This is a genomic window from Microvirga mediterraneensis (genome assembly GCF_013520865.1).
Classification (GTDB): domain Bacteria; phylum Pseudomonadota; class Alphaproteobacteria; order Rhizobiales; family Beijerinckiaceae; genus Microvirga; species Microvirga mediterraneensis.
In genome coordinates, this window is record NZ_JACDXJ010000001.1 from 3,411,189 (window position 1) to 3,432,208 (window position 21,020).

At 64.4% G+C, this 21,020-nt stretch carries 22 protein-coding genes; 15 read left to right on the forward strand and 7 right to left on the reverse strand.

Translation table 11 applies throughout. The annotated features are described in order from the left end of the window. Nucleotides 1-9 precede the first annotated feature (9 nt). The gene (locus H0S73_RS16055) at nucleotides 10-666 is read right to left on the reverse strand and encodes a class I SAM-dependent methyltransferase (RefSeq protein WP_181053089.1); all 657 of its coding nucleotides are present in this window, start codon (nucleotides 664-666) and stop codon (nucleotides 10-12) included. Nucleotides 667-970: 304 nt separating this feature from the next. On the opposite strand from H0S73_RS16055, the gene H0S73_RS16060 reads away from it, so the two are divergent. Together H0S73_RS16060 and H0S73_RS16065 are read left to right on the forward strand one after the other, a co-directional pair. Further along, nucleotides 971-1,162, forward strand: a complete 192-nt coding sequence (locus tag H0S73_RS16060; RefSeq protein ID WP_181053090.1) for a hypothetical protein — start codon at nucleotides 971-973, stop codon at nucleotides 1,160-1,162. Between the two features lie 176 nt (nucleotides 1,163-1,338). Further along, nucleotides 1,339-1,491: a DUF1127 domain-containing protein gene (locus tag H0S73_RS16065; RefSeq protein ID WP_181053091.1), complete on the forward strand. Its 153-nt coding sequence runs from the start codon at nucleotides 1,339-1,341 to the stop codon at nucleotides 1,489-1,491. Between the two features lie 10 nt (nucleotides 1,492-1,501). Here the strand turns inward: H0S73_RS16065 and H0S73_RS16070 are convergent, their stop codons facing one another. Further along, nucleotides 1,502-2,119 (reverse strand): class I SAM-dependent methyltransferase, encoded by a 618-nt coding sequence (locus H0S73_RS16070; RefSeq protein WP_181053092.1) that lies wholly within the window; start codon nucleotides 2,117-2,119, stop codon nucleotides 1,502-1,504. A 289-nt stretch (nucleotides 2,120-2,408) separates the two neighbouring features. On the opposite strand from H0S73_RS16070, the gene H0S73_RS16075 reads away from it, so the two are divergent. The 8 genes from H0S73_RS16075 (at nucleotide 2,409) to H0S73_RS16110 (ending at nucleotide 12,195) form a co-directional block, all read left to right on the forward strand. Further along, nucleotides 2,409-3,533, forward strand: a complete 1,125-nt coding sequence (locus H0S73_RS16075; RefSeq protein WP_181053093.1) for a tlde1 domain-containing protein — start codon at nucleotides 2,409-2,411, stop codon at nucleotides 3,531-3,533. Nucleotides 3,534-4,642: 1,109 nt separating this feature from the next. After that, nucleotides 4,643-5,875: an alpha/beta hydrolase gene (locus H0S73_RS16080; protein WP_181054367.1), complete on the forward strand. Its 1,233-nt coding sequence runs from the start codon at nucleotides 4,643-4,645 to the stop codon at nucleotides 5,873-5,875. 201 nt (nucleotides 5,876-6,076) lie between these two features. After that, the gene (gene aqpZ / locus H0S73_RS16085; RefSeq protein ID WP_181053094.1) at nucleotides 6,077-6,829 is read left to right on the forward strand and encodes an aquaporin Z; all 753 of its coding nucleotides are present in this window, start codon (nucleotides 6,077-6,079) and stop codon (nucleotides 6,827-6,829) included. A 73-nt stretch (nucleotides 6,830-6,902) separates the two neighbouring features. Then, complete coding sequence (locus tag H0S73_RS16090; protein WP_246389299.1) at nucleotides 6,903-7,871, forward strand: formylglycine-generating enzyme family protein; 969 nt, start codon at nucleotides 6,903-6,905, stop codon at nucleotides 7,869-7,871. Next, complete coding sequence (locus H0S73_RS16095; RefSeq protein WP_181053096.1) at nucleotides 7,868-9,313, forward strand: DUF1254 domain-containing protein; 1,446 nt, start codon at nucleotides 7,868-7,870, stop codon at nucleotides 9,311-9,313. The genes H0S73_RS16090 and H0S73_RS16095 overlap by 4 nt, the downstream gene beginning before the upstream one ends. Before the next feature lie 43 nt (nucleotides 9,314-9,356). Continuing rightward, nucleotides 9,357-9,878 (forward strand): hypothetical protein, encoded by a 522-nt coding sequence (locus tag H0S73_RS25525; RefSeq protein ID WP_181053097.1) that lies wholly within the window; start codon nucleotides 9,357-9,359, stop codon nucleotides 9,876-9,878. 18 nt (nucleotides 9,879-9,896) lie between these two features. Continuing rightward, nucleotides 9,897-10,361, forward strand: a complete 465-nt coding sequence (locus H0S73_RS16105; protein WP_246388966.1) for a YidH family protein — start codon at nucleotides 9,897-9,899, stop codon at nucleotides 10,359-10,361. Between the two features lie 283 nt (nucleotides 10,362-10,644). Next, nucleotides 10,645-12,195, forward strand: a complete 1,551-nt coding sequence (locus tag H0S73_RS16110) for an arylsulfatase (RefSeq protein WP_181053099.1) — start codon at nucleotides 10,645-10,647, stop codon at nucleotides 12,193-12,195. A 101-nt stretch (nucleotides 12,196-12,296) separates the two neighbouring features. Here the strand turns inward: H0S73_RS16110 and H0S73_RS16115 are convergent, their stop codons facing one another. The 3 genes from H0S73_RS16115 to H0S73_RS16125 all read right to left on the reverse strand — a co-directional run bounded on the left by H0S73_RS16115 (nucleotide 12,297) and on the right by H0S73_RS16125 (nucleotide 15,821). Then, nucleotides 12,297-12,929 carry a response regulator gene (locus H0S73_RS16115; protein ID WP_181053100.1) on the reverse strand — a complete coding sequence of 211 codons (633 nt, stop codon included), beginning with the start codon at nucleotides 12,927-12,929 and terminating at the stop codon, nucleotides 12,297-12,299. A 128-nt stretch (nucleotides 12,930-13,057) separates the two neighbouring features. Further along, a complete protein-coding gene (locus H0S73_RS16120; protein WP_181053101.1) occupies nucleotides 13,058-15,142 on the reverse strand; it encodes a sensor histidine kinase in 2,085 nt (694 codons plus the stop codon). 256 nt (nucleotides 15,143-15,398) lie between these two features. Then, nucleotides 15,399-15,821, reverse strand: a complete 423-nt coding sequence (locus H0S73_RS16125) for a DUF6455 family protein (protein ID WP_181053102.1) — start codon at nucleotides 15,819-15,821, stop codon at nucleotides 15,399-15,401. 123 nt (nucleotides 15,822-15,944) lie between these two features. On the opposite strand from H0S73_RS16125, the gene H0S73_RS16130 reads away from it, so the two are divergent. Then, complete coding sequence (locus H0S73_RS16130; protein ID WP_181053103.1) at nucleotides 15,945-16,898, forward strand: carbohydrate kinase family protein; 954 nt, start codon at nucleotides 15,945-15,947, stop codon at nucleotides 16,896-16,898. Further along, nucleotides 16,895-17,818 carry a pseudouridine-5'-phosphate glycosidase gene (locus H0S73_RS16135; RefSeq protein ID WP_181053104.1) on the forward strand — a complete coding sequence of 308 codons (924 nt, stop codon included), beginning with the start codon at nucleotides 16,895-16,897 and terminating at the stop codon, nucleotides 17,816-17,818. Before H0S73_RS16130 ends, H0S73_RS16135 begins: the two co-directional genes overlap by 4 nt. Nucleotides 17,819-17,824: 6 nt before the next feature. Here H0S73_RS16135 and H0S73_RS16140 read toward each other — a convergent pair whose 3' ends face one another. Further along, nucleotides 17,825-18,736 (reverse strand): histone deacetylase family protein, encoded by a 912-nt coding sequence (locus H0S73_RS16140; RefSeq protein ID WP_181053105.1) that lies wholly within the window; start codon nucleotides 18,734-18,736, stop codon nucleotides 17,825-17,827. 31 nt (nucleotides 18,737-18,767) lie between these two features. After that, on the reverse strand, nucleotides 18,768-19,658 hold the full coding sequence (locus tag H0S73_RS16145) for an MYG1 family protein (RefSeq protein ID WP_181053106.1): 891 nt from the start codon (nucleotides 19,656-19,658) through the stop codon (nucleotides 18,768-18,770). A 198-nt stretch (nucleotides 19,659-19,856) separates the two neighbouring features. Between H0S73_RS16145 and H0S73_RS16150 the strand changes: the two genes are divergently transcribed. From H0S73_RS16150 to H0S73_RS16160, 3 genes are all read left to right on the forward strand, one after another. Then, nucleotides 19,857-20,069 (forward strand): heavy-metal-associated domain-containing protein, encoded by a 213-nt coding sequence (locus H0S73_RS16150; protein WP_181053107.1) that lies wholly within the window; start codon nucleotides 19,857-19,859, stop codon nucleotides 20,067-20,069. A 48-nt stretch (nucleotides 20,070-20,117) separates the two neighbouring features. Continuing rightward, on the forward strand, nucleotides 20,118-20,504 hold the full coding sequence (copM, locus tag H0S73_RS16155) for a CopM family metallochaperone (RefSeq protein ID WP_181053108.1): 387 nt from the start codon (nucleotides 20,118-20,120) through the stop codon (nucleotides 20,502-20,504). 135 nt (nucleotides 20,505-20,639) lie between these two features. After that, the gene (locus H0S73_RS16160; protein ID WP_181053109.1) at nucleotides 20,640-20,933 is read left to right on the forward strand and encodes a hypothetical protein; all 294 of its coding nucleotides are present in this window, start codon (nucleotides 20,640-20,642) and stop codon (nucleotides 20,931-20,933) included. Nucleotides 20,934-21,020: the final 87 nt, after the last annotated feature.

The following is a 21,020-nucleotide window of genomic DNA, read 5'->3' on the forward strand; positions in this document are numbered from 1 at the left end:
CGAAGCCGGTTATTTGAAGATCCGGCATTTCGGCGGATCGAACTCGAAAGGGACTTTGCCTTCGGCGGCAAAGAAGTCATCGAAGGCCTGCTTCACGCCGGGCCAGTGCGGATAATCGTCGCCGATGAGAACGCCTCCCGGCCGGATCATCGGCCACCATTCGCGCAGGTCCGCCGTGACCGCGTGAACGTCATGGCCGCCATCGATGTGAACGACGTCCGGACGCACGTCGTAGTGCCGCAGGACATTGGCGGCATTCACCGAGTCGAGCGGAAGCGGGAGCACGTAATCGCCGAGCCCCTCCCCGACGATATTGGCCGCGAAGGTGTGATAGAGCGCGGGAAATCCATTGATGAAGTTCAGGTGCGCGAACCACTCGTCGTTGGTCCAATGGTCCCAGGCGCCGAGCCAGGTATCGACCGCGATCACGACGCCGTCATGATCCATCTCCTTCATCCTGGAGGCGAGCGAGATTACGGAACCGCCCTTCCAGACGCCCACCTCGACCACCACCGAGGGCCTCAACGCCTCGACGGCTTCGTTCAGGTAGGGATGGGTCGAGCCCCAGCCCTGACGGTCCTGCCGGTACAGGCGCTCGGGATAGGCCAGGAACGGGTCCTGGCCGCGCCACATCAGGCTCACCAGTTCTTCGCGAATTCTCGTCATCCTCGGCCTCGCTCTGTTCCGGACGCGGGCGGGGCGGCAGCCTCCACGCCTGATCAACCGCCCGCTGCCGATAAGGTTCGCGGGCCGGCCCGCCAGTGGCGCGCCGACGGCTTCCGGCTGCTCAATCGGCAGGCAATCTGACGCTCGATCAGGCGGAGTGCGCATAGCAAGAGAACATTTACCTTTGTGACATGCGACTGACGCATGCGACGCATGCCTTCAAGCCGTCTTTTTGCAACGCACAAAACCATCCATATTTCTAGACGAAAGTATAAGACCGGCCGAGCCGAACCAGGACCACACCATGAGCACCTTGCAGATCAGCGCCCCGATTTCCACCCAGAGCCTCGCCGGCCCGCGGCGTACCGGGCCTGTGCTGCGCATGCTCCATGCGGTGGTGGAAGCCATCGGCGAGACGAACCGCCGGAAAGCCGAACGCGAGATCGCCCGCGTCGCCCGGAGCTACGGCATCGTGGCTGTCCAGCCCCGCGACTGAAGCCCAGACCGAACCCACGAATTCAGGAAACCGCCATGCTCATCGTCAGCATTCTCCGCCTCTTCCGCAGCATCCTGTCCGACGCCCGCCGCATGCAGCGCGAGGCGGTCCGCCGCCATCCGAACCTCGATTGGTAATCCTCAACCGGACTTCCCCCATTTCAAGGAGACATTTTCATGATCACATCCATATTTCTCGCCCGCCTCGCCGCCTGGCGCCGCTACCGCCAGACCTTCCGCGAGCTCGAAGCCCTCAATGACCGGGAGCTGGCCGATCTCGGCATCGGCCGCCGCGACATCCGGGCCATCGCCCGCCAAGCCGCCCAGTAAGCCGCCGGGCTCAAACCTGCGCGACGCCCTGGCACAGGAAGCCGACCGGGCGCGGCGCTCCGTCGAGGTAATAGGACTCGATGCGCTGAATGGTGAATCCGGCCTCGTCGAGCAGTTTCTGCACCGGGCGCGTCAGGTTGCACCCCACGGCGAGCTTGCGCCAGATCGGGTTGAGCCGATGCTGCCAGGCGGCCACGCCCGCATCGCTCGACAGGCCGTGTTCGAGGAACAGCACGCGCCCATTCGGCTTCAGCACGCGCCGCACCTCGCGCAGGGCCTGCGCCGGATCCGCCACCGAGCACAGGGTATAGGTGATCACCGCCGTGTCGATGACCTCGTCCGCCAAAGGCAAAGCCTCCGCCGGAGCCTGGATGATGTCCAGAGGGACGGGCGAGTGACGGCGACGCTCGCGGCCGAGATCGAGAAACTCTGCGATGGGATCGACGCCGATCACGCGCGTGACGCGGGCAGGGTCGTAGAGCGACAGGTTCAAGCCCGGACCGATCCCGATTTCCAGCACCGTGCCGATCGCCTGCGGCACGACCTTCTCGCGCTCGGCCGCAATGCCGTCCATCGCGCACAGGCAGCTGACGAGGCGTGGGCCGATATGGCGTGCATAGAACCCCATCCCGAGGTCCTCCTGTTGCAAAGTCGAGAAAGCTACCCCTTTTCCCGACCATAGCCCGCACCACCGCGGCGATCTGTGAGCCAGCGCACCCCGCCTCGTCGTTCGCTGCGACTTCACTCGCAAGCAACGCGTCCGATTATCCTTAATTTAACCAAGCCGTCGTTAAATCGAGCCTCGTGAAAGTGTTGCTTCACGCGTGAAGGCCTCGACCGCTCCGGCCTCCTATTCCGGCCCCCTGGCGATCAAAAAGGCATGTCATGCGCGATCGAGTTGTTGCGTAGAGTTCGCCATGTTGAACAGGTCCTATCCGCCGCGCGTCCGCGCCCCTCGCAAGAAGCGGCGCAATCTTTTTCCGACGGCGGTCCTCGTGGCGATCTCCATGAGCCCACTCGCCTATTTCGTCGATTTCCAGCATCGGAGCGACGAGCCTCGCGAGGAACAGGTGAGCAGCATTGCTGCCCCGGCGCCCGTGCAGGTGGCAACGGCGCCCGCCTATGACCCGGCGCTGGTCGACCCCACACCGGCTATGAAGGCCGATGCCCTTCACTTCACACGCAATGCCCCGCTGCAATCGGGCTTCAAATCGTCTCCGGTGCGGCAACAGGTGGCCGTTGCGCCGGCTGCACCTGAGGCACCCGCTCCTGCCGTCGAGCCGACGGCACCGGTTGTTGCGCTGGCGGAAGCCGTGCAACCCCTCCCCGCGCCGGTGCCCCTGCCCGTGCCGCGCCCGACCGACCTGATGCCCCCCAGGGTCACCGCGGCCCAGACGGCGAGCATACCGGCACGGGCTTCGGTCACGCCGAGGACCGTGACCGGGGCGGTAGCCATAGCCAGCCCACCGGCCGACAACCGCTCCTTCATCGAGAAATTCTTCGGCATCAAGCCCGCCACCCCGCCCGAGGCGGCGCTCAGCTATGCCTCGCTCGACAACGGCACCGGCAGCATTTCCCCGACATCGCGCTTCGTGCCCTCGCCCGGGACCGGCAGCGGCGGGACCGCCGTCTACGACATCACCGCCCAGGTGGTCATCATGCCGAATGGCGAGAGGCTGGAGGCGCATTCGGGTCTCGGCGATATGATGGACAATCCGCGCTACGTGAACGTGCGGATGAAGGGCGCGACGCCGCCCGGCACCTACGTGATCACCGAACGCGAGGCACTCTTCCACGGGGTGCGCGCCCTGCGTCTCACGCCGGTCGGCGGCAGCGGCGCCATCTACGGCCGCGACGGCATTCTCGCCCACACCTATATGCTGGGCCCGCGCGGAGACTCCAACGGCTGCGTGTCGTTCAGGAATTACGACCGCTTCCTCCAGGCCTATCTCCGAGGCGAAGTGAAACGCCTCGTCGTGACTGCCGGCCACGGGCAGGATCTCCTCCCCCGGACGGCCCGCCGCTCCGACCGCGCCATCTGATGCGGGGCGGATCGGTTCTACGCTCCGCGCGAGAAGGGCTATGAGCGTTCCGGCCATCCCGATTGTGTGAAGCGTCCTCGGTCTCATCCCACCGACGTCTCATGGCCGGCCTCGTGCCGGCCATCCACGTCTTCCTTACATTCCTCCAGCCTCATCCTGAGGAGGTCGCAGAGCGACCGTCTCGAAGGATCGTTCAGAGGGCAAGGCGCCCGCGTGCCCGGACACGGTCCAAGACCTCGAGAGGCTTCGCTCCTCAGGATGAGGCCGGAGAATGTCATCGGGGCGATGTTATGTTCTTACTTTGTTCTTGACAGGGTGGATAACCTTGGCTATATCGTTGCCCTAGATCTGCTCTGACGAGGGGCGCGCTCGCGAGGCGTCGCAAGAGTGAGAGCAGGCACGGTCCCGCCGCAGGCCTCGCAATCCTGTGGTCGCGGGAGGTCGACCTTGGGGGCTCCCCAGCTGGTCCACCTGAAAAGAACCGTGCGTGACGAGCAGTTCGGCTCTCACATTCACCCCTAGAGAGCGAGCCGGGCTGCCCGACGCGCCACCCTCGAACCCGAAAGGCTCGCAGCGCAAGCTGCGGGCCCCACGGGGCTGGCTCTTTGACAGCGATCACCACACCCGCCGCGTCATGACCGGCCTCGTGCCGGTCACCCACGCCTTCGGAGCTGCACTGCTGCCAAGGCGCGGATGGCCGCATCAAGTGCGGCCATGACGGAGAGCTTCCCCCGGCTGTCATCCCGGCCGCGCAGCGAAACCCGGGATCCCGATCCGCTGACGGTGCCGAAGGAGATGCGATGCGGCTCGCCCCTTGCGCCTCCATAGGCGGATCCGGATCCCCGCTTGCATGAGCAAGGATAACGTCGCGGTTCCGGCGATGCATCCTGCAGCCGTCCCCGCATCGCTGATGCCACGCAGGGCACGGGGGCGAAGACCGCCCTCCTCTTACGGCGGAAAGAAAGCCGTTGCTGGCGGAAAAAGCGAAATCTGCTCGTTCGCGCTCGACAAGCACGACAACCTGATGAAGATTTGCCCGGACACGACAGCCGGGGAACGCGAACCGAATGCGACGGACAGGACGAGATGGCGGCGGCAACACGTCCCCCATGAAGGCCACGAACAGGACCAGGTCCTGCATCGCGGCCGCCGCCGTTGCGCTCTGCCTCGCCGGATGCGCCAGCCCCAAGGGCGTTCTGCTTCCGGTGGCCGAGACGGTTCCCGGTGCGAGCAAGGTCGACATGCTGGTCGCCACGACCCGCATGAGGGCAAAAGATCCGCAGGAATTCTATTCGGGCGGCCGTGGACCGGAACTGTCCTTCGCCGAGTTCACGGTCTCGATCCCGCCGGCGGCCAACCGCGCGGCCGGCGAGGTGCAATGGCCGCAGAGCACCCCCGGCAATCCCGCCACGGATTTCGTCACCCTGAAGGCGGACATCATCGACCGCCAGCAGGCGACCGCATGGTTCAACCGTACCGTCCGGACCGTGCCGCAGCGGCGCGTGCTGGTGTTCATTCACGGCTTCAACAACCGCTTCGACGACGCGGTCTTCCGCTTCGCCCAGATCGTCCACGATGCCGGCACGCCCGTGGTGCCGGTGCTGTTCACCTGGCCGTCGCGCGGCAGCGTGCTGGCTTATGGCTACGACCGGGAGAGCAACACCTATTCCCGCAATGCCCTCGAGAAAACCCTGCGCACGCTGGCGAGCGACCCGGCCGTCGGGGAGATTTCGATCCTCGCGCATTCCATGGGCAATTGGGTGACCCTGGAGGCGCTGCGCCAGATGGCGATCCGCGACGGCCGCGTGGCGCCGAAGATCCGCAACGTGCTGCTGGCCGCTCCCGACGTGGATGTCGACCTGTTCCGCGAGGCGGTTCTCGACATGGGCAAGGCCCGCCCGTCCTTCACCCTCTTCGTGTCGCAGGACGACCGGGCGCTGGCGATCTCCCGACGCATTTGGGGCGACGCGGTGCGGCTCGGCGCCATCGACCCGGAGCAGGAGCCCTATCGCAGCGATCTCGACAAGTCGGGCATCACGGTCCTGAACCTGTCCAAGCTCAGGACCGGCGATCCCTTGAACCACTCCAAATTCGCCGAGAGCCCCGAAGTCGTGCGCATGATCGGCCGGGAACTCGCCGAAGGCCAGACCCTGACGGATGCCCGGGTCGGGATCGGCGACAGGATCATCCAGGTGACGGCGGGAGCCGCGGCCGCCGTCGGCACGGCGGCGGGCCTTGCCGTTTCGGCCCCGGTCGCGGTCGTCGATCCACGGACGCGCGAGAACTTCCAGGGTCATGTGGAAGGCCTCGGACAGGCCGTCTCGGGAACGCTCACGCCGTAGCGCTCCCGCCCCTACCCCGAAGAGCATCCGCTTTCGGTGTTTTCCTGGCCGCCCCTCAGGTGTTCCCCTAATTCCGCTTTCGAACCGACTCCCTAAGCTCAATCGCATGGGATCGCATCCTGCGCGAGGCGACGTCGGCATGACGGTCGGCGCGGCCCGGAGGCCCCGGCACGTCCGCGCGCCGACATGGAGGAGGACATCATGGATCTCCACAACAGCTACAACATCCACAAATGCGTCGCCGAGGCGATCGGCACGTTCTGGCTCACCTTCGCCGGCTGCGGCAGCGCGGTGATCGCGGCCGCCTTTCCCGAGGTGGGCATCGGCCTGCTCGGCGTCGCCCTCGCCTTCGGCCTCACCGTGCTGACCATGGCCTATGCCATCGGCCACATCTCGGGTTGCCACCTGAACCCGGCCGTGACCGTCGGCCTCGCCGCGGGCGGCCGCTTCCCGCGGCAGGATATTCTGCCCTACATCGTGTCCCAGGTGATCGGCGCCGTCATCGCGTCCTTCGTCCTGTACCTGATCGCCTCCGGGGCGCCCGGCTTCGATCTCGCGAAGGGCTTTGCCGCCAACGGCTACGGCGCCCATTCGCCCGGCCAGTACAGCCTGATCTCCGGCTTTGTGGCCGAGGTCGTGCTGACCATGATGTTCCTGTTCATCATCATGGGCTCGACCCACGGCAAGGCTCCGGTCGGCTTCGCGCCCATCGCCATCGGCCTGGGCCTGACGCTGATCCACCTCGTCGGCATCCCGATCACCAACACCTCGGTGAACCCCGCCCGCAGCACCGGTCCGGCCCTGTTCGTGGGCGGCTGGGCCCTGGCGCAGTTGTGGCTGTTCTGGGTCGCGCCGCTGATCGGCGGCGCAATCGGCGGCATTCTCTATCGCTGGCTCAGCGAGGAGCCCTCGGCCCAGGTCACGGGCGTCACGCCGCCCGCGCCGGCCGAGTAAGCGTCCGGCAGCAGCAACATCCCGAGCTGCACGGCATGAGGAAGATGCACCCATGACCTTCGCCGAACCAGATATGACCGAAGCGGTTTCGTCCCGAGGAGATGCCCCGGCACCGGACATGGTCCGGATCCCCGGCGGCACGTTCCGCATGGGCTCGGACAGGCACTACCCCGAGGAAGCGCCGGTCCACCGCGTCACCGTCGACGATTTCTGGATGGACCGGACCCCGGTCACCAATCGGGAGTTCCGGCGCTTCGTCGAAGCGACCGGGCACGTCACCGTCGCGGAGCGCAAACCCGACCCCAAGGATTATCCCGGCGCGCTGCCGGAGATGCTCAAGGCGGGCTCCCTCGTCTTCAGCCCGCCCGATTACCCGGTCTCCCTGGAGGACTGGAGTCAATGGTGGTCCTTCACCTTCGGGGCGAACTGGCGTCGACCCTACGGGCGTGGATCGTCCATCAGGGGCCTCGACGATCATCCGGTCGTGCATGTTGCCTATGCCGATGCGCAGGCCTACGCCGCCTGGGCGGGCAAGAGCCTGCCGACCGAGGCCGAATGGGAATACGCCGCACGCGGCGGGCTCGACGGCGCGGAATTCGCCTGGGGCGACGAGCTCACGCCGGGCGGCCGTCACATGGCCAATACCTGGCAGGGCGCGTTTCCGTTCCAGAACAAACGCGAGGACGGCTACGAGCGCACTTCGCCGGTCACGGCCTTTCCGCCCAATGCCTATGGCCTGCACGACATGATCGGCAATGTCTGGGAATGGACCTCGGACTTCTACACGCCGAAACATCCGGCCGACGCCCCCAAGGCCTGCTGCATCCCCGAGAACCCGCGCGGCGGCCGCGAAGCCGACAGCTACGATCCGTGCCAGCCGGAGATCCGCATCCCGCGCCGGGTGCTCAAGGGCGGCTCGCACCTGTGCGCCCCGAGCTATTGCCGCCGCTACCGGCCGGCCGCCCGTCACCCGCAGCCGGTCGACACATCGACAAGCCATGTCGGCTTTCGGTGCATCATCAGAGAAGGGACGAAACCATGAGCTTGCCTCGGCCTGACTTTGCTGCGCGTACGATCCTGGCGCTCGGTCTGTGCGCGGCGACATTCGGCTTCGGCCCTGGGGCCCGCGCCCAAACGATCACGCAGGACGAGGCCCGCTCCATCGCCACCGCGGCCTACATCTATTTCTATCCTCTCATCACCATGGACGTGACACGCAAGCAGCTCACGAACATCCCGCCGGGAGAAAGCGGCATCGGCGGGCCGATGAACAGCTTCGTCAATGTGCCGGCCTTTCCGACGGCGGAGATGCGCTCGGTCGTGCGGCCCAATTTCGATACGCTCTATTCCAGCGCCTGGATCGACCTGACCCGGGAGCCCATGGTGATCTCCGCACCCGATACGGGCGGACGATACTACCTCCTGCCCATGCTCGACATGTGGACCGATGTCTTCGCATCGCCGGGATGGCGCACCACGGGGACGCAGGCGGGCAATTTCCTGCTGACCCCGCCGGGCTGGACCGGATCCGTGCCGGACGGTTTCTCGCGCATCCAGGCCCCAACGCCTTACGTGTGGATCATCGGCCGCACCAAGACCGATGGGCCTTCCGACTACGACGCGGTCCATAAGATCCAGGCCGGATTCAAGGTGACTCCCCTGTCGGAATGGGGCAAGCCGCCGAAGCCCGTCGAGGCCAGGATCGACCCCTCCGTCGACGTGAAGACGCCGCCGAAGGTGCAGGTCGACTCGATGGCCGGTGACAAGTTCTTCGCCTATGCCGCCCAGCTGCTCAAGCAGCACCCGCCGCATGCTACCGACCAGCCCATGATCGCCCGCCTGAAGCGCATCGGCTTCGAAGCCGGGAAAGACTTCGACACCGCCCGCCTCGATCCCGTCGTGAAGAAGGAAATCGACTCGGCCCCGAAGAACGCCCAAAGCCTCATGGAGTGGAAGGTCCCGACGCTCGCCCGCGTCGCCAACCACTGGTCCATGAACACGGACACGATGGGCGTCTACGGAAACTACTATCTCAAGCGCGCCATCGTGGCCCAGTTCGGCCTGGGGGCGAACCTGCCCGAGGATGCGATCTATCCGCTCAACCTCGGCGACGAAACCGGCAGGCCGCTCGACGGGGCGGACAAGTACACGCTGCGCTTCGATGCAAACGCGCTTCCACCCGCCGACGCGTTCTGGTCGGTGACGCTCTACGACAAGGACGGGTTCCAGGTCGCCAATTCCCTCGACCGCTTCGCCCTCAGCAGCTGGATGCCTCTCCAGCACGATCCGGACGGATCGCTGACCCTCTATGTGCAGAACGACAGCCCCGGCAAGGATCGGGAAGCCAACTGGCTGCCTGCTCCGAAGGGGCCCTTCAACCTGACAATGCGGATCTATGCGCCGAAAGCGGACGCTCTGACGGGACGGTGGAACCCACCCTCCGTCACCAAGCCCCCCGCGGCACCGAGCCTGGCCGCGCAATGACCAGGCTCCGGCCCTCTCGACCGCATGGAACGAGGAGAGGCTTGTGGCAGACCGGACACTTCAGGCGACATCCCGTAGCGCCAGGCTGATAGCCTGGCTCGCGGTTGCGCTCATGGCGGTGCTGATCGTGCTGGGGATCGCGTGGTACGGCATATCGGTCGATGTGGAGCGCCGGATCTGGCACAACATCGTGGAGCGACCGAACGGCCCCATGGCGTTCCGGTTCCTCCTCCAGCCGACGATGGCCTTCCTGGCGGCCCTGCACGATGGAATCAATGACGCGCGGCTTGGACGCCTGCCCTATTTCCGGACGGTCCTGAGCGATCCCACGCGACGCAACAAGCGGCTTCGTGAAGGCTTCCTGTCGACCGGCCGCATCCTCCTGCTCGGCCTGGGGATGGATGCGATCTACCAGTACAGGGTCCTGAACACGTTCTTCCCTGGCGAAATGGTCCTGACGGCGCTTCTGCTCGCCTTCGTTCCCTATCTCGTCTTCAGGGGCATCGTTACCCGGATCGCGCGCTGGTGGATCCTCCACCACCCGCACTCCGATCCTACGAGGTGAAGCGTCATGGACCCGGTCATGCCAAAGCCTCCCGTCGATGCGCAGTCCGCCTCAGACACGATATCGGTCGAACTGTCGTCACGGCGCACGGGAATGTCGTTCCAGCGCACCCGCATGAGCGCCGACCGAACATTGATGGCCGTGATCCGCACGTCGCTATCGTTGATCAGCTTCGGATTCACGATCTATCAGGTCTTCGAGAAGCTCAGGGAGCAGCAATTGCTGACCGGCGCCCGCCCGGCGCGAAATTTCGGCGTCGCCCTCGTGGCACTCGGCATCACCATGCTGGTGATCGGGATCGTCTATCACGTCCAGTTCATGCTCGGACTGCGCAAGGAGCGCACGGCCATGAAGGTCGCGGGCCTTATCCGCGCGGAGAGCAAATTTCCGCCGTCGCTCACGCTGATCACCGCCGTGATCCTTCTTCTGATCGGCATCGCGGCCATCGTGAGCATGGTTTTCCAGGTCGGACCGTTCGGTTGATGAAGAGCCGGTCCGTTCCCGTGAGACGCCTGCACATTCAAGGAGCCATCAATGTCACCGCAGCCCCGAGCGCCACCAGAAGAGAATGGCAGGCCGATAAAACTCCACCCCCAAACGTTTCGCGCGCCTCACCTGTCCCGGCCAATCGTATCGAGGGCTGCCATGCGAGGCCGTTCAGCAGATGCCTACAACGTTGCGTCACGCCTCTTGTTCCGGCCTGCCCGCCGTCCGTGGGTAGGCAAACAGCCAATCCCGCCAAAGCTACACAAGGAGGAGCACCGTCATGGCCACGTCGCCGAAAGACCGCAAGCCGAACATCCTCGTGATCTGGGGAGACGATATCGGCATCTCGAACTTGAGCTGCTACTCGCATGGTCTGATGGGCTACCACACACCCAATATCGACCGCCTCGCCAAGGAAGGAATGATGTTCACCGATTCCTACGGCGAGCAATCGTGCACGGCGGGACGCTCCTCCTTCATCACCGGGCAGAGCGTCTATCGCACCGGCCTGTCGAAAGTCGGCATTCCGGCCGCTCCGATCGGAATGAACGACAAGACAATCACCATCGCGGCGCTGCTGAAGGAGCAGGGCTATGCAACCGGCCAGTTCGGCAAAAACCACCTCGGCGACCTGAACCACATGCTGCCGACCAACCATGGCTTCGACGAGTTCTTCGGCAATCTCTACCACCTCAACGCCGAGGAAGAGCCGGAGATGGACAACTATCCCAAGAAGGAGGATTTCCCTCATTTCCGCGATATGTTCGGCCCGCGCGGAGTGATCCATTCATGGGCGACCGACAAGGACGATCCGACGGAAATGCCCCGCTGGGGCAGGGTCGGAAAGCAGAAGATCGAGGATACGGGCCCCCTCAACAGAAAGCGCATGGAAACCTGCGATGACGAATTCGCCGCCGCCGCGAAGGATTTCATCAAGCGTCAGAACGATGCCGGCACACCTTTCTTCGTCTGGCTGAACACGACCCACATGCACTTCATCACGCATACCAAGGCGGAAAGCCTGGGTCAGGCCGGGCGCTGGCAATCGCCCTACCATGACACGATGGTGGATCACGACAAGCTCGTCGGCGACGTCCTGAACTATCTCGACGAGCTCGGCATCGCGGACGATACCTTCGTCATGTACTCGACCGACAACGGACCGCACCGGAACACCTGGCCGGACGGCGCCACGACCCCGTTCCGAAGCGAGAAGAACACCAACTGGGAAGGGGCCTTCCGCATACCGTTGATCGTGCGCTGGCCAGGCAGGATCGAGGCCGGATCCATCTCCAACGGCATCGTCCAGCACCATGATTGGCTGCCGACCTTCATGGCGATGGCCGGTGCTCCGGACATCGTGGAAAAGCTTAAGACCGGCTATCAGGCCTTAGGACGGCTCTACAAGAACCACATCGACGGCTTCAACCTTCTGCCGTACCTGACTGGGGAAACGAAAGAGAGCCCCCGCAACTTCTTCTTCTATTTCAGCGACGACGGCGACGTGCTCGCCTTGCGTTACGACAATTGGAAGATCGTATTCATGGAGCAGCGCATGGAGGGGACATTGGGTGTGTGGGCCGAGCCCTTCGTCAGGCTGCGGTTGCCGAAGATCTTCAACCTGCGGACCGATCCCTACGAGTTCGCTCCCATCACGTCGAATACCTACTGGGACTGGATGTTCCATAACGCCTACTTCATCTACGCAGCTCAGGCCGGAGCGGCGAAGTTCGCCGAGACATTCAAAGAGTTCCCTGCGGTCCAGAAGCCGAACTCCTTCACCATCGACGATGCCATGTCGAAAATGTCGGAAACGGCAAGCGGCGACTGATCAAGGCCGGCCGGGCGGCAATCCTGCCGCCCGGTCACATGGCGGATCAAACATCCCATCGGGAACGATGAACCGAAGAAAATGGTCGTGCGAGGATCGCATCACGGCTCGACCAGCTTGTTGCGGATCGCGTACCGCACCAGTGTCGCCGTCGAATTGACGTTGACCTTGCGCATGGCCGAGGCCCTGTGGCTTTCCACGGTCTTCAGGTTGAGACCGAGGATCTGGGCCACCTCCTTGTTGCTTCGGCCCTCCGCGATGAGCTGGACCACGCCCCGCTCCCGCGCCGTCAATGCACCCTCGGTGGCGTGCCCCTGCGACAGGAAAGCGTTCAGAAGAGCCTCGGAGATGCGTCCCGTGAAAAACGGCTTGTGCTGAGACAGGGACTCGACGGCCGCGATGAGAAACTTCCGGGCATCTGATTTCAGCAGGTAGCCGCGTGCCCCGGCTTCGAGCGCCTCGCGCAGCAGCAACTCGCTCTCATGCATGGTGAAGATCAGAACTTCCGTCTGTGGCCTGATCGCGCGGATCTCCCGCGTCGCATCGACACCGTTGAGAGAAGGGAGTTGATAATCGAGAATGGCAACGTCCGGCTTGGTCTCGGCGACCAGCTCGACGGCCTTGCGACCGTCGGCGGCCTCGGCGACGACCTCCCACCCGGATTGGCTGCTCAGGATGGCATTGAGCCCTGAGCGGACCACGTCATGGTCGTCGGCGATCAGGATGCGCGTCATGGCCGGTTGCGCCCTCCCCAGATTGAATTTTTATAGCCCAAAAGCGCGACGGTGAAACCCAGGAAAACCCTGAGAGCAGCCCGGGCGATTCCCCATTGAACGGATGACCACCCTACCCCGCTTTTCGCTCATGCCCTAATCGCCATGCCTTTCGGCGTGACGCGAGGCGCAGCCGCCCGGATGATGGTCCCGCGCCGGCCGCTGCGGATCCGGAGGCTGCCGCCGAATTGGCCGAGGCGGATGCGCATTCCCGGGATGCCGACACCGAGGCTGGCCTGCCGCGCCCCCATCTCTGCCCGATCCCTCCGCATCCCGCGCCCGTTGTCCGCCACGGACAGGATCACCTGATCGGATGTCAGGCGCAGGCTGAGGACAACCTGGGACGCCTCGGCATGGCGGTGGACATTCGCCAAGCCCTCCTGAACGATGCGGAACAATGCGCGCTGGAGATCGACGGACAACCCGTCGGCGGCCTCGTCGAACCGCAGGATCGTCTCGAGATCCGTCCGCTTCGCAAAACCCTCGGCGAAATCCTGGACCGTGCTCACGAGGCCATCGTTCTCCAATCTGGGCGGGTGAAGCAGGTAGGTGAAGATCCGCAGCTCCTTCAGGGCCTCTTCCAGCGAACGGTCGATTTCGTCGAGGATGCGGCGCCCGGAAGGAGGCAAGCGGAGGCTTCCGACCTGCATCAGGTTGAGGCTGACGGCCACGAGATGCTGCGCAGTCGAGTCGTGCAGCTCCACGGCAATCCTCTCACGTTCCTCCTCCTGAACATTCAGCAGGCGTTCCGACAGGGTGTTGATCTCGGCCCTGATGGCGACGACCTCGGTGATGTCCTCGTGGGCCACGATGGTGCGGGACAGCGCCCCTGCAATGAAGCGGGTCGCCCGCATCTGGAACCAGCGCGGCCGGTCCGGGCCATCGCACCGGTACACATCGCGATACTCCCGCGTTCGCCCTGCAACGACGGCGGCAAGACCGTCGTGGATCTGGCCGAGGGCCGGGTCAGCCAGCCGGGCGCGAGCGCAGACATCGAGATAGTTCATGCCGAGGCCGTAAGACGGGGCGGGATATCCATTGTCCTTCGCGAACCGTTTCCATGCCTCATTCACGGAAACGATCACGCCCGCTTCATCGAGAACCGCGATGTGAGCCGAAAGCGCATCGAGGGATGCCTGGAGGAACTCCCTCTCCTGCATGAGCGAAAGCCGAGCCTGGTATCGCGCCCTGGTCGAAACCGCGGCGGATTTCAAGGCATCGGTTGAACCGATTGTCCTGAGCGCGACACCGGCCGAAGCGGTCCCTATCAGGGCCAGGACCATCCCCGCATACCAGAGCCATCGTTGGGTCGGGTAGGTCGGCTGGCCGATCTGGGCCGCCGGCATCGTCGACAGGACGGTGTAGCCGGTGCGGATGGAGTGCTCGAAGGCGACGAGCATGCCGCCATTGTATCCGTCGACCTCGAAGTGCCCGCTCCGGACACCCCGTGCCAGGGCATCGGCCAGCCGGAGGCGCAGGGACGAGGCCAGCGGCAGATCCGTCCCGTCCCATCTCACCTGCTGCAGGTCGCGATCGAGGATGAACATCATCCAGCCGTCAGGCGGGTTGCTTTCGCGGACGACCTTGCCGAAATACGCCTCCGGCACGGCGAGGGTCAGGATCCGCTCGCCGTCCCGGGCAGCGCTCGCCAGCCGCAGGCTCAGCGCAATGATCCAGTCCCTCGTCAGCGGCGCATAGAGGCGCTCGGAAACGGAAAGGCCGTCGTGCCGTGTCGGCTGCATGAGCTGACCGCCTAACGGGAACAGGTTGATGGGAGGCAGGTGCCCCCCGTAGCTGATAGCCGAGCTGAGGAGCACGCGCTCATGGTTCCAGAGGACGAACCGGGAGCCATCGGGACGGGGCGTAGCTAGGAGTTGCCGGTGGAAGGGGGCCAGATCGTCGGCCGCGAGAAGCGGCGATGCCGCAAGCCCCTTCACGACGCTCCCGAGAGCATCGGCCTCCCGTTCGAGCCCTCGGGATGCCGCCGCCGAAATGGACAGGCCGCGTTGAATGGAATCGTGTCGATCCTGGGCGGCATGCCCATAGACGGCGAAGGCGGCAATGAGGAAGGACAGGCCGGATGCAAGGGCGGCCGCGAGGGCGATCCGGTTACGGGTTCTGGACGATGAGCTTCCCAACGCAACACGAGGCTCGGCTGCAGACGCAGCAGACATGTCACCTCCCTCGCAGGGATGGTCGCCGCCTCGCCGGGGCGTCTTTCCGTTCCCGGAAAGATCTAAGGATTAGTCCCTGAGCACGAAGCGCGGCCCATCACGATATCTTAAACTTGTGTACTGGTAGAGATTCGCCTCTCTCGCTCGTGCGGTGGCCGAGCGACAGAATAAACATATGTTATCGATGGAATGAATACCTGACCGGACCGCTACTCCTTCTGAGAAGGGTTCAGGACCTTCCGCCATCCAGGCACCTTCAGAAGCTTGAGTTTCTCTTGCCCTGAAGTTCCTGCAGCGCCTCGGCATTGGGGCAGTACTCGCCATACTGAGCCGATGCCTGCCCCCGAGACAGATCGTCCCGGCACCGGACTGCCGCCGTGCATCCCGAGCAGGTCAGGCTCATGTCGCGCATCAGGGCTGCATGGATGTGCCTGATATGACCCTCATCGAGCGCGAGCGCATTCATGAGGCGCGGAAGCTCCTGCCCTGCCTCGGGGCTCCGTGCGGCGAGGATGGGAAGCATTTCCGGCGGCACTCCGATGTCCCGGGCGATGGCCTCCCGCTGCTCCCGGTCGAGGGCCTCGAACTCATGCACGCGCATCCAGTTCGCTTTCCATCGCCTGATCGCCGTTCCCAGATCCATCGCTGCCTCCATGCCGCCGGATAATCCTATCGTCATGACGGGCCTCGACCTTGATCCATCTCAATCTGACGTGACGCAGAAGATTTCCCCGGCCATTGCGGCAAGGCCAACCTTTCGTCATACCGTCTGTGCAGGATGGTCGAAGGGTGGATCGAGGACATGGAGCCGGGAGCAAGCAGGATCATCTGCATCGGCGGCGCGGCCGTCGACCGCAAGTATCGCGGTATGGCGACGATCCGGCCGGGGACGTCCAATCCCGTCGTGTCGGAACGCTCGTTCGGCGGCGTCGCCCGCAACGTGGCGGAGAACATCGCCCGGCTTGGAACCCAGGTGTCCCTGGTCTCCATCGTCGGCGCGGACGACAATGGACGCGCGCTGCTCGAGCACCTGAAACGCCTCGGCGTCGATACCCGTACGGTCGCCATATCCGACACGCATGCGACGGCCGAGTATGTGGCCGTGCTTCAGCCCGACGGGGAACTCGCCATCGGGCTTGCCGACATGGCGATCCTGGACGGGATCAGCCCTGCCCTGCTGCACAAGGTACAGCCGGATTTCGGATCGGCCTGGATCTTCGCCGATTGCAACCTGCCGCAGGAAACCCTGCATGACCTCATCGGGCTTGCCCGGCAGCATGCCCTGATGCTCGCACTGGACGCCGTCTCGACGCCGAAGATAGCCCGCCTGCCGCAGGATCTGAGCGGCATCGGCGTGTTCTTCCTCAATCTCGACGAAGCCCGGGTCTATCTCGACCGCCCAGAGATCTCGCCGGAGGCGGCAGCGCAAGCCCTGCTCGCCCGTGGCGCTGAACAGGTGATCCTGACCCTCGGAGGCAGAGGACTTGTCGCGGCGGATCCGTCCGGGATCGTGACGATCGACGCTGTCCAGGCCGAGATCGTCGACGCGACCGGCGCGGGCGATGCCCTGATCGCCGCGACGCTCGTTTCCTTGCTCAGGGACGCGTCCCTGGCCGACGCAGCCCGGCTCGGCACCGTCGCGGCGGCCCTGACCGTCGAGAGCCCGGTCAGCGTTCGCCCTGACTTGTCCCTTGCCTTGCTGGATTCCGCCTTGACGGCTAGATCAGGGCCGACTTTCGAACGGGAGCCCTCATGAAGCACGACATTGCCGGCCGGTTTCTAGACATCGCTCCCGAGGTGCAGGCTACACTTGCCACGGGCGGAGCGGTGGTGGCCCTCGAATCCACCATCATCACCCATGGCATGCCCCATCCGCAGAACGTCGCGACCGCCCGCGACGTCGAGGAAGTGGTGCGCACGAACGGCGCCGTTCCGGCGACGATCGCCATCATCGAGGGGCGGATCAAGATCGGCCTCTCGGACGCGGAGCTCGACTGGCTGGGCACGGCCAGGGACGTGATGAAGCTGAGCCGCGCCGACCTGCCCTATGCGGTCGCCTCGGGACGGCACGGAGCGACGACCGTGGCCGCCACCATGATCTGCGCCCGTCTGGCGGGCATCCGCGTCTTCGCCACCGGCGGCATTGGCGGCGTGCACCAGGGCGTCGAGGACACCATGGACATCTCGGCCGATCTCGACGAGCTCGCCCGCACGCCCGTGGCGGTGATCTGCGCCGGAGCGAAAGCCATCCTCGACCTGCCGCGCACCCTCGAATATCTCGAAACCCGCGGTGTGCCCGTGGTCGGCTACCGGACGGATCGCTTCCCGGCCTTCTGGAGCCGGACGAGCGCGCTGTCCGTGCCCTTGCGGCTCGACGGCCCGGACGCGATGGCCGACCTGATCCGCACCAAGGAGGCCCTGGGCCTAGACGGCGGAGTTCTGATCGCCAATCCGGTTCCGGCCGAGGACGAGATCCCCGCCGAGGAGATGAAAGGCTTCATCGACGCGGCCGTGGCCGAGGCGAAGGCCCGCGGCGTCGTCGGAAAGGCCGTGACGCCCTTCCTGCTGTCGCATCTCTTCGAGAAGACGGGCGGGCGAAGCCTCGCGACCAATATCGCGCTTGTGAAGAACAACGCCGCCCTGGCCGCGCAGCTTGCCGCGTCGCTGGCGCGCTGAGCGGCCCTACTCTCTTTCGCACCAAGCAGCCATCGCTTCGAACACGATGGCATGTCGCCGGGCAAGGGCTTCGATGTCGGCGGAATAGCCCCCGCCGATAACGGCCACGAGGGGGATCTGGCGGCTGCGGGCCTGTTCGATCACGTAATCGTCGCGCCGCCGCAGGCCTTCATCTGAGAGCGCAAGACGACCGAGCTTATCGTCGCGGTGTGGGTCGACGCCCGCGTTGAAGAAGACGAGATCCGGCTCGATGGCATCGAGGAGGCGCGGCAGGTGAGCATGGAGGGCATCGAGATAGGCGTCGTCCTCCATGGCATCGGGCAGCCCGACATCGAGATCGCTCGGGATCTTGCGGACGGGATAGTTCTTCTCCGCATGCATGGAGAAGGTGAACAGATCCGGCTCATCGCGCAGGCAATCGGCCGTGCCGTCGCCCTGGTGCACGTCGAGATCGACGACGAGCGCATGCCGGATCGCGCCCTCGGCGTGGAGCGCCTTGGCCGCGATGGCGACATCGTTGAACACGCAGAAGCCGGCCCCGGTCTCCCGCTGCCCGTGATGGCTGCCGCCCGCCGTGCTGCCCGCAAGGCCGTGCCGAAGCGCCAACCGGGCCGCAAGCAAGGTCCCGCCGGCGGATGCCCGCGCACGGCGGACCACGCTCTCGCTGATGGGCAGGCCGATCCGCCGCTCGATCTCGCGAGGAACCGAGCAGGCGACGACCTGATCGACATAGGCGCGGTCGTGCGCCAGCGCGATCAGGTCGGCCGTGGCCTCCTCCGGCCTGGCGAAACCACCGGGCACCAGCCCCTTTTCCATGACGACTTCGGCAAGACGTCCATATTTGCGCATGGGGAAACGATGGCCGTCGGGCATGACGGCCTCGTAGGCGGGATGAGAAACGATCGGCACCTGCTTCATGGCTCAACCCCGACGGATGAGGCCCGGACGACTATCGACCTGCGGCAATCGCCTTCTCGGCCAGCCGGATTGCGGATTCCTGCGAGCGCGCGCCACAGATGAACCCGCTCGGGTGACAGAAGACGCCGTCGTCGATCCCGGCCACTTGGGAAAACTCGTCCTCCTGCAGGCCGCGCCACGCTTCCGGCAGAGACAGCCTCTGACCGAAGGAGTTGGGCTCCGGCGGAATCGTGCGGCAATACCAGGCCGTGGCATCCTCGTTCGGGTAGATGATGAACAGCAGGTCGCGCAGACCACCCTCGAAAACTGCCTTTTCCCAAGGCAATTTTCGGTCGAGAACGATGATCCTGGAGTCAGGCGCCTTCCTGGCGGCTGTCAGGACGAGGGATTGGGCCTGAGCCTCCGCGTGGGCATGCCTGCATGCCCGAACCAGGATGCCCCGGGCGAAATCGGCCGCCTCGACGAAAGCGTCGTCATAGGATTGGTCGCTCGCCCAGGTGGGATTGAAGGCCTCGATCAGGAGCGACAGGTGCCCCTGGTTGATCGACGCCACGCCGTTGTCGGCCTGGTCGATGGCGAGGATGAGGCCGGTATCGATGTCCTGCCAGACCGCGTCCAGAAGGTCCTCATCGATGCCTTGAATGAAGTTGGGCAGAGCGTTGCGTCCGAAATCGCGCCAGATCAGGCCGACCGAGCTATAGGGCGTACCGTCGGGCCGCCGAGGAAGATCCCGCATATGATGGTCGTAGCGCCCGCGCGCGACATCGTAAGTGCCGCCGACATCGAAGACCAGATCGGCCGTCTCGATAATGGCGGAATCGCGGGTTCGCGCAAACTCGAAAGGCCCCAGTGCATCCCGCAGGATGGAGAAGGCAAAGACATCGTCGGCATGAAACGTGCCGCTGTGGGTTACAACTTTCATACCTGTCGTACCGGCCACATTCGGCCACTCCTGAACCGTATTGTATCGTTATCGCGATAACAGAGCTACTCGAAGAAGATAAGCGCCTGCAATCACATCCTTTATGTCGACGGCGACATAGCCTGAATAACCTTGCTTGACCTTCCCATCATGGCAAGGTCTAGACCTCTCAGGACCCTGAAAGAAAGGATCCTGACCATGTATCGTTTTCACGTCCCGGACATGAGTTGCGGCGGTTGCCTGAGAAGCGTCAGGCAGGCGGTTCAAAGGATCGATCCGCAAGCTCAGGTTGAGGGAGACCTGGAAAATCATGTCGTTACGGTTGCCTCAAGCCTAGAAGAGGCGCTCCTGCTGTCCGCTTTGGACACGGCTGGTTTCCCGGCTCGTCTCCTGTCGCTGCACGAAGCTTGAGGCCAAAAGCCTCTTGCCCCGCAGCTCCTATCAATTTCAAGAGAAACAATGATGAAGATCCAATTCCTTGCCCTGACCCTTGCCTTGTCCGCCCTTCCCGCTCTCGCCCATGCCCAGAACATGCATGGCGGGCATTCAGGTCACTCCACTCCGGCCCAGACTACCCAGAAGGCGGATACGCCTGCAACGCAGGGCTACCGTCAGGCCAACGAGACGATGCATCGGAACATGGATATCGCCTTCAGCGGCGATCCGGACGTCGACTTCGTGCGCGGCATGATCCCCCATCACCAGGGCGCCATCGATATGGCGAAGGTGGTGCTTCAGCACGGCAAGGACGAGCAGGTTCGCAAATGGGCCACCGACGTGATCCGGGAGCAGGAGCGTGAAATCGCCGAGATGCGGGGCTGGCTGAAGAAGAAGGGCGTCGAGTAGGCGAAGATCGCCGTGTTCATGGCCGGGCCAACGTCCGGCCTTTTTCATATCGCTTCATGTGCAGAACCTCTGCCACGAACGTGCAGGGTCGAGCGTTTACGAGTATCCCTTGCGGGCGAATGGAAAGGAAGAATCATGTTCACGCTCACTATCAGCGACAAACCTGTTGCCATCACCAATGCCGATGAGGACGAAGCCCGCGAACTCCTCATGAGCGAGGATTTCAAGGACGATCTCAAGGTTCTGGAGAGCGATGGCGCTCCCCTGTGGGACGGGTTTGCGACCCTGAACGTCCGGGCCGCGACGGAAGAAGAAAAGAACGAGTTCGAGAGCGCTGATTTCGACGATGACGAGGAGGATGATGAGGAGGAAGGCCCCTACATCATGTTCCTGGTCGACGTGACCGATCCCGATGAGGTGGAGGAATAGCCCTGAGCGGCTTGATCCTGAGCCGGCTCGACCGGTAGGTTGAAAATCAGGGCGGATCCGTGGAACGGGTCCGCCCTCTCCGCATAG